Genomic DNA, 13,410 nt, shown 5'->3' on the forward strand with positions numbered 1-13,410 from the left:
ATATTTGTTTTCTTTCAACCTTCCCGTGATTTTTCTTACGTTAATCGTCTGCCTTTGCACCATTTGGCCTTAACTGGCATAAAAAAAGGGGCGCTTTCGCGCCCCTTTTCTGCGGCAAATCTGTTAGCTGTTACGGATAAAGTCATCCATATCAGTTTTAAGGTTATCCGATTTAGTACCAAAAATAGCCTGAACGCCGGAACCAGCAATCACCACGCCAGCCGCGCCCAGTTTCTTCAGGCCCAACTGATCGACCTTAGCCACATCCGCTACGCTGACGCGCAGACGAGTGATGCAGGCATCCAGATTAGTGATGTTCTCTTTACCGCCAAACGCCGCCACCAGGTTACCCGCCATCTCATTGGCGGTGCCAACGGTCTGCTCAGCGGTCGTCTCTTCACGGCCCGGCGTTTTCAGGTTGAATTTAGTGATGACCAGACGGAATACCGTGTAGTAGATCAGGCCGTAAATGACGCCAACCACCGGGAACAGCCAGATGTTGCTGCTGTTGCCGCTCAGCACCACAAAGTCGATCAGACCATGGGAGAAGCTGGTACCGTCACGCATCCCCAACAGGATACAGATAGGGAACGCCAGGCCAGCTAACAGAATATGGATGCCATAGAGCACCGGGGCCACAAACATAAAGGAGAACTCAATTGGTTCTGTGATACCCGTCAGGAAAGATGTCAGCGCGGCAGAGATCATGATGCCGCCCACTTTAGCGCGGTTTTCAGGCTTAGCGGAGTGCCAGATAGCGATTGCTGCGGCGGGCAGACCGTACATTTTAAACAGGAAGCCACCGGACAATTTGCCTGCTGTTGGATCGCCTGCCATATAACGCGGAATGTCGCCGTGGAATACCTGACCTGCCGCATTAGTAAACTCGCCAATCTGCATCTGGAAAGGAACGTTCCAGATATGATGCAGGCCGAACGGTACCAGCGTACGCTCAATCAGACCATACAGGCCGAACGCCACCACCGGGTTCTGATAGGCTGCCCACTGGGAGAAATCCTGAATGGCGGTACCAATTGGCGGCCAGACAAAGGAGAGCACCACGCCCAGGAAAATAGCGGTAAAGCCAGAGATGATAGGAACAAAGCGTTTACCGGCAAAGAAGCCCAGATATTCAGGCAGCTTGATGCGGTAAAAGCGGTTGAACATCCAGGCTGCAATCGACCCCGCGATGATCCCGCCCAGCACGCCGGTATCGGCAAGATGTTTGGCTTCTATCTCTGCGGCTGGCAAATGCAGGACCAGCGGCGCGACCACCGCCATGGTTTTCACCATAATGCCGTAAGCCACGACCGCAGCCAGGGCGGAGACACCATCGTTATTGGTAAAACCCAACGCCACGCCAATGGCAAAAATCAGCGGCATATTGGCGAAGACCGAGCCGCCCGCTTCTGCCATAACGTGGGACACCACGAGAGGCAACCAGCTAAAGTTGGCCGAGCCAACGCCTAACAATATCCCGGCTATCGGCAAAACAGATACCGGCAGCATCAGCGATTTGCCAACCTTTTGCAGGTTAGCAAAAGCGTTCTTAAACATAATGTGAAGCTCCTGAGTAGGGTGTGTTACGCGTATTAACGGGAGGGAGGTTCCCGTTTTAAAGTGAGCGTCTGTGCGCGCTCGCTATTTATTACGAAGAGTAAAATAAATCGCTAATTTAATGTTTGATGAGCATCACGTTTCCCTTAACCTGGAGCGTATTGCCCGCTTATAGCGCGGAAAAGCGCCAGTCAGAGGCCATAAAAAACCGCACCGTCCAGAGGGCGATGCGGAGAGAGGGGCCGCTCAGGCCATGAAAGGCCAGATTTGGTTACCGATCGGTGAGACGGGAAAGCGGAACGTGAAACAGATCCGAGAAGTTTTGCGTTGTGGCTTCAGCCATCTGCTCAATAGTGACCCCTTTTACGACCGCCATGTACTCTGCCACATCGCGCGTATAGGCGGGCTGATTCTCTTTGCCACGGTAAGGTACCGGCGCCAGGTAGGGAGAATCCGTTTCAACCAGCATTCTGTCCAGCGGCACATAACGCGCCGCTTCGCGAATGGTTTCCGCGTTACGGAAGGTCACAATCCCGGAGAAGGAGATATAGAACCCCATATCCAGCAGTTTTTCTGCGGTTTCACGATCTTCCGTGAAGCAGTGCAGCACGCCGCCGCACCCTTCCACCTTCTCTTCTTTCAAAATGGCCAGCGTATCGTCGCGGGCATCTCGGGTATGGACAATGACCGGCTTGTTAAGATCGCGTCCGATGCGGATATGCTCACGAAAGGAGAGCTGCTGCTGCGCGCGGGTTTCAGGCTGATAATGGTAATCCAGCCCCGTTTCCCCCATCGCCACAACACGTTCATCAGCGGCAAGCTGACGCAGTTCAGCAAAGTCATAAGGCTCTGCCTGATTCAGCGGATGCACACCGCAGGAGTAAGCGACGTTGGGACGATCGCCAATCAGCGTGGTCATCGCTTTATAGCCGGGCAGCGTGGTGGCAACGGCCAGCATAAACTTTACGTCACGGGCTGCCGCTTTCGCCAGCACATCACTGACATCCTGATGCAGCGTCTCATAATTCAGCCCATCCAGATGACAATGCGAATCTACTAAAAACATAAATACTCTCTTTTCAGGCTAGTCAGACCGGCCCGCTACAGGATGGAGCATCTGCTCCCAGCCCAGCAGCTGGTCAGTCAACAATAATTCACGATTCAGGGCGACCACGTTAAGCAAACGGTCACGGGCAATCATCCACTGCCGCACGCTTTCATCCAGCGCGCTGGCAGGAAGCTGCATCGCCAGCTCAGCAATTAACGCCTGCCGATCGACATTAGCGATAAACTGCCCTCCGCCCTGCTGCCACTTCAGTGCATCAACCAGTAAAGAACAGAGCCAGCCGGTGCGCTGGACAGCATCATCGTGGTTCAGAACGGGTAGCAAGCTTAGCATATCTCCCCTGAGCGCCTCAGGCAGCGCCTGACACAATGCCTCTCTGGCGGCCCAGCGCTTTTCACTGAGTAAGTCCAGGGCCGCTGCGGGTGCGCCGCCGCTGAGCCGTAAGGCCGTCAGCGCATCCTGCTCAGAGATCGGGCGCTGCTTCAGCAGCCATTGCAGGCCTGGCGCCTCATCTGGCGGGGCAAGATGGAAGGTAAAGCAGCGGCTGCGAAGCGTAGCCAGCAGTTGGGCAGGCTGCTGGCTGTTAAGCAGAAACCAGGTATTTTTCGGCGGCTCTTCCAGCGTTTTAAGCAGCGCATTGGCCGCCGCTTCGGTCAGTTGAGCCGCATCAGGGATCCAGACTACCTTTGCGCCGCCCTGCTGCGCATGGTGGTAGAGCTTTTCCGTCACGCTGCGTACTGCATCAATCCCCAACGCGCTTTTACCCTTTTCCGCCTCCAGCCTGTACCAGTCCGGATGGGTGTTGGCCTGCATCAGCTGGCAGGCGTGGCACGCTCCGCAGCTTTTCAGGCCGTCACGCCGTTGGCACATCAGCCAGCGGCTGATCCCCCAGACCAGCGAGGCCTCTCCCATCCCGGTCAGTGAATGCAGCAGCAGCGCATGATGACCACGCCCTGCCTGATGCTGGCTGATAATTTGTCGGTAAGGCTGGTTCAGCCAGGGGTACCAGTTCATGCCTGTTCCCTGAACCAGGCTAACAGAGTCTGGCGAATGGCAGCGGAGACCTGCTCAATTGACTGGGTCGCATCGACGGTTCTGATACTGGCATCGGCCGCCGCCAGCGCCTGATAGCGCTCACGGGTGCGGGTGAAAAAATTCAGCGACTCCTGCTCAATACGGTCAAGCGCGCCACGCGCTCTCGCACGCTGCAACCCAATCTCAGGCGTCACGTCAAGATAGAGCGTTAAATCCGGCGCAAAATCGCCCAGTACGCTCTGCTTAAGCTGCGCCATCAGCAGCGTATCCATGCCACGTCCGCCGCCCTGGTACGCCTGGGAAGAGAGATCGTGACGGTCACCTACCACCCAGGCACCTCTGGCCAGAGCTGGCTTGATAACATTCTCAACCAGCTGAACCCGCGCCGCGTAGAGCATCAGCAGCTCTGCACGATCGGTCACCTGTTCGCCCTCAACGCCCTGTTTGATCAGATCGCGGAGTTTTTCCGCCAGCGGCGTACCGCCCGGCTCACGTGTGAAGAGAATGTCGCTGATGCCCTGCTCGCGCAATGTCTCCACCACAACCTCACGGGCCGTGGTTTTCCCTGCGCCTTCAAGACCTTCAATAACGATAAATTTACTGTCCATTTTTTTCCTTCACGGCAAGACGCCACGCCTGAACCGCACGATTATGGCTGGCAAGATTGGTGGTGAACGTATGTCCGCCTTTGCCGTCAGCAACAAAATAGAGGTAATCCGTTTTCAGCGGATGCGCGGCCGCTTCAAGAGAAGCCTTGCCGGGCATCGCAATCGGTCCTGGCGGCATCCCGGCAATGGTGTAGGTATTGTAAGGCGTTGGCGTCTCCAGGTCTTTACGCGTCAGCGAGCCTGTATAGTTCTCCCCCATTCCATAAATGACGGTTGGATCGGTTTGCAGACGCATGCCAATGCGCAGACGATTGATAAAGACCGAGGCTACTTTGCTGCGCTCCTCACTCACCGCCGTCTCTTTTTCGATAATAGAGGCCATGGTGACTAAATCATTTTTATCTTTGTAAGGCAGGCCGTCGATTTTATCCTGCCACTGCGCCTCCACCAGCTTTACCATCCGCTCATGCGCGCGCTTAAGCAGCGCCACATCAGTGGTATTGGCGGTATAAGCATAGGTCTCAGGATAGAACCACCCTTCCACATCCTGCTCAGGCAGATCCATCGCTGTGGCAACCGTTGCCAGCTTGTCATCTTTCAGCGTGTGTTTGATATAGGGGGCCGCACGGAGTTCAGCCAGCCACTCCTGCATACGGGTGCCTTCAACAAAACGCACCAGGAACTGTGCTTCTTTGCCACTGCTCAGCAGCTCCAGCATCTGGCGTACCGTCATACCCTGCGAAAAGCGATAGGTGCCAGCCTTGAAGTTAGCCAGCTCCGGCTCCAGCTTCAGCAGCCAGCCAAACCACAACGTTTGCGGCACAATATGCTGCTGATTGAGCTCAGCTTCCAGCACTACCCGCCCGGAACCTGCCGGCAACGTGAAAATCGTCTCTTTATTGATGGTCAGCGATGAATCAGCGAACTGGCGGATCTGCCAGTAGCTGAACGCCAGGAGGGCCACAATAATGACGACCATCCCGGTTACTACTTTTTTTACAACAGTCATGAAATTTCCCTGTTAATCGTCATGCAGGCGTAGCAGGTTAAAAATAGCGCGCGAGGCATAATGCCAGCAATCGATCTGACTCACCGGCAGCACCGGCATCAGCGCATTGGTGATAAACACCTCTTCTGCCTCTGCCAGCGTCTCTACCGGCAGGCTGACTTCCTGCACCGGCATCCCCAGCCTGTGCAGCTGTTGGATCACCTTTTGCCGCTGGATGCCGTTGACGCCACACTGGCTGAGATCGGGCGTAAAAATCTGATCTCCCTTGCGCCAGAATAAATTTGCCGCACAGCATTCCACCAGGCTGCCGTCACTGTCAAGCACCAGCGCCTCGTCGGCTGCGGTCTGGTCAAGCTCTGTACGGATCAGCACCTGCTCAAGCCTGTTGAGATGCTTGATCCCGGCCAGCAGCGGATTTTTCCCCAGCCGCACGGTGCTCAGCGCCAGCCTGGCGCCCGTCTGCCGAAGCCGCTGGTAATGGGCCGGATAGTCTGAGAGAAAAATCATCCGCGAGGGCTGTTCACAGCCCAGAGCGCTGTATCCGCGTCCGCCCGCTCCTCTTGATACAATCGCTTTCAGCACCCCGTCCGACCGCGTTGCGGCGGCGTTCTGCATTTCAGCAGCCAGCGCATCCCAGTCCACGTTGCGGATCATTAACCGTTCGCAACCAGCCTTCAGCCGTGAGAGATGCGCTTTTAGCGAGACAACTTTTCCCTCCAGTATCCTGGCTGTAGTAAAGCAGCCGTCACCAAACTGCACGGCACGATCGCGAGCCTCTACCCTCTCCTGCGGCTCTCCGTTTATCCAGACCATAAGTTCCCCTGAGCGATCGTTTCACAGCGGTAAAGATTACCCCGATGAGGCGGCAGATTCATCTGCTTGTCTCCAGAGAATTGTACCGGGATGAAAAAGTGCGGCGGCTGCCGAAAAAACCCACAAAAAAGGCCCGCTAAGCGGGCCTTCAGAAGGTTAAGGCAGCAATCAGATTTTGCGGAAAATCAACGAACCGTTGGTTCCACCAAAGCCGAAGGAGTTACACAGGGCATACTCCAGTCCTTTTACCTGACGTGCAGTGTGCGGCACAAAATCCAGATCGCAACCTTCATCCGGGTTATCCAGATTGATGGTTGGCGGGATCACCTGATCACGCAGGGCAAGAATAGAGAAGATTGACTCTACCGCGCCCGCTGCGCCTAAAAGGTGACCGGTCATGGATTTGGTTGAGCTGACCATTACGGTGTTTGCACTGGCGCCAAAGATGGTCTTCACCGCCCGTGTCTCTGCTTTATCACCGGCTGGCGTCGAGGTGCCGTGCGCGTTGATATAACCAATCTGTTCAGGCGATAAATGCGCATCGTTCAGAGCGTTTTTCATCGCCAGCGCAGCACCTGCCCCATCTTCCGGTGGCGAGGTCATGTGGTAGGCATCGCTGCTCATGCCAAAACCAACCAGTTCGGCATAAATTTTTGCGCCACGTTTTTTGGCGTGCTCGTACTCTTCCAGCACCACCAGTCCTGCGCCATCGCCCAGCACAAAGCCGTCACGATCGCGGTCCCAGGGACGGCTTGCCGTCTGTGGACTATCATTACGAGTTGAGAGGGCACGTGCTGCGCCAAAACCGCCAATACCCAGCGGGGTACTGCCCTTTTCGGCACCGCCTGCCAGCATCACGTCGGCATCATTGTAAGCAATAATGCGCGCCGCCTGACCAATGTTATGCACACCGGTAGTACAGGCTGTAGAGATAGCGATGCTTGGACCTTTCATGCCATACATAATAGTCAGATGACCCGCTATCATGTTTACAATCGTGGAGGGAACGAAGAAAGGACTAATTTTACGCGGGCCGCCGTTAACCAGCGAGGCGTGATTTTCTTCAATCAGACCGAGACCACCGATACCGGAGCCGATAGCAGCACCAATACGATCGGCATTCTCATCCGTAATAGAGAGACCGGAGTCCTGCATGGCCTGAATGCCAGCAACTACGCCGTACTGAATGAAGGCATCCATCTTGCGCTGATCTTTGCGCGAGATAAATTCTTCACAGTTAAAATTCTTTACTAAGCCAGCAAAACGCGTTGCGTAGGCACTAGTATCAAAATGGTCGATCGGGCTGATGCCACTCTGACCGGCAACAAGAGCATTCCAGGTAGACTCTACGGTATTGCCGACAGGAGACAACATGCCAAGACCGGTCACAACTACACGACGCTTAGACACGTTCGTCCTCCAGGGAGGGAAAAAATGACAATGACACTATGTGGGACTTTCAGAAAAAACTCAGGCGGTCGAATGACCGCCTGGAGAGGCTCACTTACGCCTGGTGACCATTGATGTAATCAATAGCAGCCTGAACGGTGGTGATTTTCTCAGCTTCTTCGTCCGGAATCTCGGTATCAAACTCTTCTTCCAGAGCCATTACCAGCTCAACGGTATCAAGAGAATCAGCGCCCAGATCTTCTACAAAAGAGGCAGTATTAACAACTTCTTCCTGCTTAACGCCAAGCTGCTCGCCAATGATTTTCTTAACGCGTTCTTCGATAGTGCTCATACTATTAAATTTCCTATCAAAACTCGCTTTCGCGATGGTTTTCGTAGTGTATAAAATGTTGAAAAAGATGCAACTAAATCCCGGCTGGTCCAACCACGATTTTACGCTATTTTGCGGGCATTACCGCAAATAACGCAAATAGTTTCGTGATTATCAGACCATATACATTCCGCCATTGACGTGCAGCGTCTCACCAGTGATGTACGCAGCCTCGTCAGAAGCTAAAAATGCAACGGCATTGGCGATTTCCTGCGCGTCGCCAAGGCGACCCGCTGGCACTTCCGCCAGAATGCCCGCACGCTGATCTTCAGTCAGCGCACGCGTCATGTCGGTTTCAATGAAACCGGGAGCCACAACGTTAACGGTGATACCACGTGACGCGATTTCACGCGCCAGTGATTTGCTGAAGCCGATCAAACCCGCTTTTGCTGCCGCGTAGTTTGCCTGGCCCGCATTACCCATCGTTCCAACAACGGAGCCGATGGTAATGATTCGGCCTACGCGTTTTTTCATCATAGCGCGCATTACCGCTTTTGACAGGCGGAATACGGAAGTCAGATTGGTGTCCAGGATATCCTGCCACTCATCATCCTTCATACGCATCAGAAGATTATCACGTGTAATGCCTGCATTATTGACTAAAATGTCCACTTCGCCAAATTCAGCACGAATATTTTCCAACACGCTGTCGATAGAAGCGCTGTCGGTCACATTCAGCAGCAGGCCACGGCCATTGCTGCCCAGATAGGCACTGATGGCATCTGCGCCATTTTGGCTGGTCGCTGTACCGACCACTTTTGCGCCCCGGGCTACCAGTGTTTCTGCAATGGCGCGGCCAATACCGCGACTTGCACCGGTAACCAGTGCGATTTTTCCTTCAAAGCTCATGTTCATCCTCGTCTGACTGTTAAAGCGCCGCTGACAGGCTGGCCGGATCGTTCACCGGTGCCGCGGTCAGGGTGTCAACAATACGTTTCGTCAGGCCAGTCAGCACTTTTCCAGGGCCGACTTCCAGCAATGACGTTACGCCTTCCTGCGCCATAAACTCTACACAGCCCGTCCAGCGGACAGGATTGTACAACTGACGCACCAGCGCACTACGAATGGCCTCAGGCGAGGTTTCGCACTTCACATCAACGTTGTTAACCACCGGCAGTTCCGGGGCGTTGAAGGTCAGTTTTTCCAGCGCCTCCGCCAGTTTGTCGGCGGCAGGTTTCATCAATGCACAGTGAGAAGGTACGCTCACAGGCAACGGCAGAGCACGTTTCGCGCCGGCAGCTTTACAGGCTGCACCGGCACGCTCTACCGCTTCTTTATTTCCGGCAATAACAACCTGACCAGGCGAGTTAAAGTTAACAGGTGATACCACCTGACCCTGTGCAGACTCTTCACAGGCTTTAGCAATAGCCGCATCATCCAGACCAATAATAGCCTGCATGGCGCCGGTGCCTTCCGGAACCGCTTCCTGCATCAGTTTGCCACGCAATTCAACCAGTTTGATCGCCTGTTGAAAATCGATCACGCCTGCGCAAACCAGCGCACTATACTCGCCCAGGCTGTGTCCCGCCAGCATTGCGGGCTTTGAACCGCCTTTTTCCTGCCAAACGCGGAAAATAGCAACAGATGCGGCCAGCAGTGCCGGCTGAGTTTGCCAGGTTTTGTTCAACTCTTCAGCAGGACCCTGCTGGACGAGTGACCACAGGTCATAGCCCAAAGCCGTGGAAGCTTCACGGAAAGTTTGTTCAACGGTGGGATTTTCTGCGGCCAGTTCAGCCAGCATGCCTACCGTTTGCGATCCCTGTCCCGGGAAAACCATAGCAAATTGCGTCATTGTTATGTCCTGTTAATCAAAAGCGAACCAGCGCCGAGCCCCAGGTGAATCCACCCCCGAAGGCTTCCAGCAGAATAAGCTGACCGCGCTGTATGCGGCCATCACGCACGGCCTCGTCTAATGCACAAGGCACCGAGGCGGCGGAAGTATTCCCGTGGCGGTCAAGCGTGACCACTACCTTTTCCATACCCATGCCGAGTTTGCGGGCGGTGGCGCTGATAATACGCAGGTTAGCCTGATGCGGCACCAGCCAGTCGATAGACTCACGCTCCAGGTTATTAGCCTGCAGGGTCTCTTCAACGATGTGCGCCAGCTCCGTTACGGCCACCTTGAACACTTCGTTACCCGCCATGGTGACGTAAGAAGGTTGATCCTGACGCTCACGATCCTGGTTGGAAAGCGTTAACAGATGCCCGTAGCGGCCATCCGCGTGCAGATGCGTGGAGATAATGCCCTGCTCTTCGCTGGCACCCAGTACCGCAGCTCCGGCACCATCGCCAAACAAAATGATAGTGCCGCGATCGGCCGGGTCCAGCATGCGAGCCAGCACGTCTGCACCAATCACCAGCGCATTTTTCACCGCGCCGTTTTTGATATACTGATCGGCAACGCTCAGGGCATAGGTAAAGCCAGCGCAGGCTGCTGCAAGGTCAAAAGCTGCGGCATCCTCAATTTCCAGCATCTGCTGGATCATGCAGGCTGAACTTGGGAAGGCGTGGCTGGAAGAGGTGGTTGCAACCACAATCAATCCGATGTCATTTTTATCAACACCGGCCATTTCCAGCGCACGCAGCGCAGCCTGATAGCCCATTGTCGCAACGGTTTCATCAGGTGCTGCTATGCGACGCTCACGGATACCGGTACGGGTGACAATCCACTCGTCCGAAGTATCCACCATTTTTTCCAGATCGGCGTTAGTCCGCACCTGTTCGGGCAAATAGCTGCCCGTACCGATAATTTTCGTATACATGTACGTCAGTCACTCTTAGGTAATACAGCCTGAAGGCGCGCAGCAATTCGCTCGGGAACTTGCCGCCGCACCGCCTGCTCTGCCTGTTCTATCGCCGCAGTGAATGCGCGTTGATTCGCTCCGCCGTGACTTTTAATCACGGAACCGCGTAATCCTAACAGGCAGGCGCCATTGTACTGGTCGGGGTTGAGGTGGCCGAAGCGCTTCGCCAGACGTTTTTTCAGAACACGTCCCAACAGCGTCATCCACCAGGCCCTTTTTTTACCTTCGCCCTGCGATTTCAACAGCGAAAGAAACATTCTTACCACACCTTCCATGGTTTTCAGGGTGACATTGCCCACGAAACCATCACAGACAAGCACATCCGTTGCACCGGTAAGAAGGTCGTTGCCTTCGAGGTATCCAATATAATTAATATCTGGCAATGCACGCAGTATAGCTGCGGCATCGCGGATACTGCTTAAACCTTTGGTCTCTTCCTGACCAATATTTAATAATGCCACGCGGGGATGAGGAACTGACAGGATTTCCTCTGCCATCACCGCGCCCATAATCGCAAACTGCACCAGCATCGTACTGTCTGAATCAACGTTAGCACCCAGATCCAGTATCACTGTTTTCCCCTGCTGCTGATTCGGCAAAACTGTCATCAGCGCGGGGCGCTCAATACCGTCGAGCGGCTTGAGCAGCAGTTTTGCCAGCCCCATCAGCGCCCCCGTATTGCCGGCACTGACACAAGCCTGCGCTTTCCCCTCTTTAACCAGCTCAAGCGCCATACGCATAGAGGAGCCGCGACTTTGGCGGATCGCCTGGGAGGGTTTGGCATCACTGGCAATAACCGACTCGGCAGCAATAATCTGCAGACGTGCCAACAGCGCTGAATCAGCTTTTGCGAGTAATGACGAGATGTTGTCGGGATCGCCGACCAGAAGAAGATGCAGTTGCGAGTTAGAGGCCAGTGCCTGCATTGCAGCAGGCACTGTCACGCAGGGACCGAAGTCCCCGCCCATGGCATCTATCGCCAGGGTCAGACGTGGCAAAGTATCGCCTTGCGAATCCGCAAGAATTACTTAACGATGACCTTGCGACCGCGGTAGTAACCATCCGCAGTGATGTGGTGACGCAGATGCGTTTCGCCAGAAACTTTATCTACGGAAAGAGAGGCAGTGGTCAGAGCATCGTGTGAACGACGCATGCCACGTTTGGAACGGGTTGGTTTATTCTGTTGTACGGCCATGGACCTTACTCCTATTACTTACGCTTTAAACTGGCTAATACGGCAAATGGGTTTGGTTTTTCTGCCTCTGCAGGCAATTTTCCAAAGACCATGTCCGCCTCGGACACTTCACAGTGTTCAGAATCATGCACCGGAACGACAGGCAGGGCGAGGATAATTTCATCTTCAACCACTGCCAGCAGATCGATTTCGCCAAACTCGTTGACCTCGACCGGCTCGTACGCTTCCGGCAACGCCTCAGCCTGTTCGTCAGTAACGACCGGGCTGAAACAATACGTCACGTGGACCTGATGCGGGAATGTCTGGTTGCAGCGCTGACAACAAAGCGTGACGGAAACCGCCGCAGTACCGTTAAGTACCGCTAAACGCTGGTTGTCGATAGCGAACGACATAGAGCATTCTACATCACTGTCCACACTCACTACCGATTCGGCAATACGCTCCACCTGTTCAGGGGTGTAGACGCCCTGATAATCAAGGCGTTTTTGAGCGGTACGAACCGGATCGAGAGTCAGGGGTAATTTTACCTTTTGCATAGGGCGCGCATATTAACTTTGTAACGAGATAGAGTCAAAGAAAAAGGCCGTTTTACAGCATCTTTCACCCAATATTCGCATCCGGTGCGGCGCACAGTTTAAAATGCCTTGAAGTGATTCGCTATCTATTCTGGAAAAAAATATGACTCAACTGGTACTTGCTTCAACCTCTTCCTACAGGAAGTCTCTGCTTGAAAAGCTGGGCCTGCCCTTTTTCACTGCTGCTCCGCAGGTTGATGAAGCAGCGCAACTTGATGAATCTGCTACCGATCTTGTTATGCGGCTGGCTGCTGAGAAGGCGAAAGCAGTGGCGAAAAACTATCCCGCGCATCTGATTATTGGTTCCGATCAGGTTTGTGTGATTGATGGCAAAATAACCGGAAAACCGCACACTGAAGAGAACGCCCACCAGCAGTTAAGGCTGGCGAGCGGGCATAGCGTTATTTTTTATACCGGGCTGGCGCTTTTTGACAGTAAACGGAACCAACTACAGGTTGTGTGTGAGCCCTTCAGCGTCGATTTCAGAACGCTTACTGAGAAAGAGATCGTTAATTATGTGGCTAAGGAGCAGCCGCTTAATTGTGCAGGCAGTTTCAAAAGCGAAGGGTTGGGCATTACGCTGTTTGAACGGCTTTCAGGACGCGACCCCAATACGCTGGTTGGGCTTCCGCTGATTGCGCTGTGCGAAATGTTACGTCAGGCTGGCGTGGACCCCTTGATGGGGTAGCGAATAAGTGGCGGAGGGCGCCAGGTGTGGCGACACGGTTCGGGATGATGGGGTCTTGCTATAGCTTGTTTTAAAGACACGTTGTCTGGATGGACTGGTGGCATGGTTCGTGTTGATGGGAGTTATGTGGCTTGTTTTAAAGGCACGTTGTCTGAGGGATATGTAGCCAGGTCAGGGAGAGGGGGCTGAACACAAAAACGCCGTGAACCCCTCCCTGGGGGCTGCGAAGCGGCGTCCATGCCGCTTAGCTTTTGCTTATCAGCCCCCTCTCCCTTCCCCA

At 54.3% G+C, this 13,410-nt stretch carries 15 protein-coding genes; 1 reads left to right on the forward strand and 14 read right to left on the reverse strand.

Going from position 1 to position 13,410, the window contains the following annotated elements; translation table 11 throughout:
* Window positions 1-123: 123 nt before the first annotated feature.
* From ptsG to yceD, 14 genes are all read right to left on the reverse strand, one after another.
* Complete coding sequence (gene ptsG, locus SD961_RS16760; RefSeq protein WP_318791478.1) at window positions 124-1,557, reverse strand: PTS glucose transporter subunit IIBC; 1,434 nt, start codon at window positions 1,555-1,557, stop codon at window positions 124-126.
* A gap of 271 nt (window positions 1,558-1,828) precedes the next feature.
* Complete coding sequence (locus tag SD961_RS16765) at window positions 1,829-2,623, reverse strand: metal-dependent hydrolase (RefSeq protein WP_318791479.1); 795 nt, start codon at window positions 2,621-2,623, stop codon at window positions 1,829-1,831.
* Between the two features lie 18 nt (window positions 2,624-2,641).
* Complete coding sequence (gene holB, locus SD961_RS16770) at window positions 2,642-3,637, reverse strand: DNA polymerase III subunit delta' (protein ID WP_318791480.1); 996 nt, start codon at window positions 3,635-3,637, stop codon at window positions 2,642-2,644.
* Window positions 3,634-4,266, reverse strand: coding sequence for a dTMP kinase (gene tmk / locus SD961_RS16775; RefSeq protein ID WP_318791481.1), 633 nt, complete (start codon window positions 4,264-4,266; stop codon window positions 3,634-3,636). The genes holB and tmk overlap by 4 nt, the downstream gene beginning before the upstream one ends.
* Window positions 4,256-5,275, reverse strand: coding sequence for a cell division protein YceG (gene yceG, locus SD961_RS16780; RefSeq protein ID WP_318791482.1), 1,020 nt, complete (start codon window positions 5,273-5,275; stop codon window positions 4,256-4,258). Before yceG ends, tmk begins: the two co-directional genes overlap by 11 nt.
* 12 nt (window positions 5,276-5,287) lie before the next feature.
* Complete coding sequence (gene pabC, locus SD961_RS16785) at window positions 5,288-6,088, reverse strand: aminodeoxychorismate lyase (protein WP_318791483.1); 801 nt, start codon at window positions 6,086-6,088, stop codon at window positions 5,288-5,290.
* A 168-nt stretch (window positions 6,089-6,256) separates the two neighbouring features.
* Window positions 6,257-7,498 carry a beta-ketoacyl-ACP synthase II gene (gene fabF, locus SD961_RS16790; RefSeq protein WP_318791484.1) on the reverse strand — a complete coding sequence of 414 codons (1,242 nt, stop codon included), beginning with the start codon at window positions 7,496-7,498 and terminating at the stop codon, window positions 6,257-6,259.
* Between the two features lie 94 nt (window positions 7,499-7,592).
* The gene (gene acpP, locus SD961_RS16795; protein ID WP_004157115.1) at window positions 7,593-7,829 is read right to left on the reverse strand and encodes an acyl carrier protein; all 237 of its coding nucleotides are present in this window, start codon (window positions 7,827-7,829) and stop codon (window positions 7,593-7,595) included.
* 153 nt (window positions 7,830-7,982) lie between these two features.
* Entirely contained in the window at window positions 7,983-8,717 is a 735-nt protein-coding gene (fabG, locus tag SD961_RS16800) for a 3-oxoacyl-ACP reductase FabG (protein ID WP_318791485.1), read from the reverse strand.
* Between the two features lie 19 nt (window positions 8,718-8,736).
* Entirely contained in the window at window positions 8,737-9,660 is a 924-nt protein-coding gene (fabD, locus tag SD961_RS16805; RefSeq protein WP_318791486.1) for an ACP S-malonyltransferase, read from the reverse strand.
* A 16-nt stretch (window positions 9,661-9,676) separates the two neighbouring features.
* The gene (locus tag SD961_RS16810) at window positions 9,677-10,630 is read right to left on the reverse strand and encodes a beta-ketoacyl-ACP synthase III (protein ID WP_318791487.1); all 954 of its coding nucleotides are present in this window, start codon (window positions 10,628-10,630) and stop codon (window positions 9,677-9,679) included.
* A gap of 5 nt (window positions 10,631-10,635) precedes the next feature.
* On the reverse strand, window positions 10,636-11,670 hold the full coding sequence (gene plsX / locus SD961_RS16815; RefSeq protein ID WP_318791488.1) for a phosphate acyltransferase PlsX: 1,035 nt from the start codon (window positions 11,668-11,670) through the stop codon (window positions 10,636-10,638).
* A gap of 26 nt (window positions 11,671-11,696) precedes the next feature.
* Window positions 11,697-11,867 (reverse strand): 50S ribosomal protein L32, encoded by a 171-nt coding sequence (gene rpmF, locus SD961_RS16820; RefSeq protein ID WP_013201675.1) that lies wholly within the window; start codon window positions 11,865-11,867, stop codon window positions 11,697-11,699.
* A 14-nt stretch (window positions 11,868-11,881) separates the two neighbouring features.
* Entirely contained in the window at window positions 11,882-12,403 is a 522-nt protein-coding gene (gene yceD / locus SD961_RS16825; RefSeq protein ID WP_306212146.1) for a 23S rRNA accumulation protein YceD, read from the reverse strand.
* A 142-nt stretch (window positions 12,404-12,545) separates the two neighbouring features.
* Between yceD and SD961_RS16830 the strand changes: the two genes are divergently transcribed.
* Window positions 12,546-13,130, forward strand: coding sequence for a nucleoside triphosphate pyrophosphatase (locus tag SD961_RS16830; RefSeq protein WP_318791489.1), 585 nt, complete (start codon window positions 12,546-12,548; stop codon window positions 13,128-13,130).
* Window positions 13,131-13,410: the final 280 nt, after the last annotated feature.

The sequence above is a fragment of the Erwinia sp. MMLR14_017 genome (genome assembly GCF_033657285.1).
Taxonomy (GTDB): domain Bacteria; phylum Pseudomonadota; class Gammaproteobacteria; order Enterobacterales; family Enterobacteriaceae; genus Erwinia.

Coding starts and splice junctions, on each gene's coding strand:
- ptsG (WP_318791478.1), bottom strand. CDS start 1,557: ATGTTTAAGAACGCTTTTGCTAACCTGCAAAAGGTTGGCAAATCGCTG.
- SD961_RS16765 (WP_318791479.1), bottom strand. CDS start 2,623: ATGTTTTTAGTAGATTCGCATTGTCATCTGGATGGGCTGAATTATGAG.
- holB (WP_318791480.1), bottom strand. CDS start 3,637: ATGAACTGGTACCCCTGGCTGAACCAGCCTTACCGACAAATTATCAGC.
- tmk (WP_318791481.1), bottom strand. CDS start 4,266: ATGGACAGTAAATTTATCGTTATTGAAGGTCTTGAAGGCGCAGGGAAA.
- yceG (WP_318791482.1), bottom strand. CDS start 5,275: ATGACTGTTGTAAAAAAAGTAGTAACCGGGATGGTCGTCATTATTGTG.
- pabC (WP_318791483.1), bottom strand. CDS start 6,088: ATGGTCTGGATAAACGGAGAGCCGCAGGAGAGGGTAGAGGCTCGCGAT.
- acpP (WP_004157115.1), bottom strand. CDS start 7,829: ATGAGCACTATCGAAGAACGCGTTAAGAAAATCATTGGCGAGCAGCTT.
- fabG (WP_318791485.1), bottom strand. CDS start 8,717: ATGAGCTTTGAAGGAAAAATCGCACTGGTTACCGGTGCAAGTCGCGGT.
- fabD (WP_318791486.1), bottom strand. CDS start 9,660: ATGACGCAATTTGCTATGGTTTTCCCGGGACAGGGATCGCAAACGGTA.
- SD961_RS16810 (WP_318791487.1), bottom strand. CDS start 10,630: ATGTATACGAAAATTATCGGTACGGGCAGCTATTTGCCCGAACAGGTG.
- rpmF (WP_013201675.1), bottom strand. CDS start 11,867: ATGGCCGTACAACAGAATAAACCAACCCGTTCCAAACGTGGCATGCGT.
- yceD (WP_306212146.1), bottom strand. CDS start 12,403: ATGCAAAAGGTAAAATTACCCCTGACTCTCGATCCGGTTCGTACCGCT.
- SD961_RS16830 (WP_318791489.1), top strand. CDS start 12,546: ATGACTCAACTGGTACTTGCTTCAACCTCTTCCTACAGGAAGTCTCTG.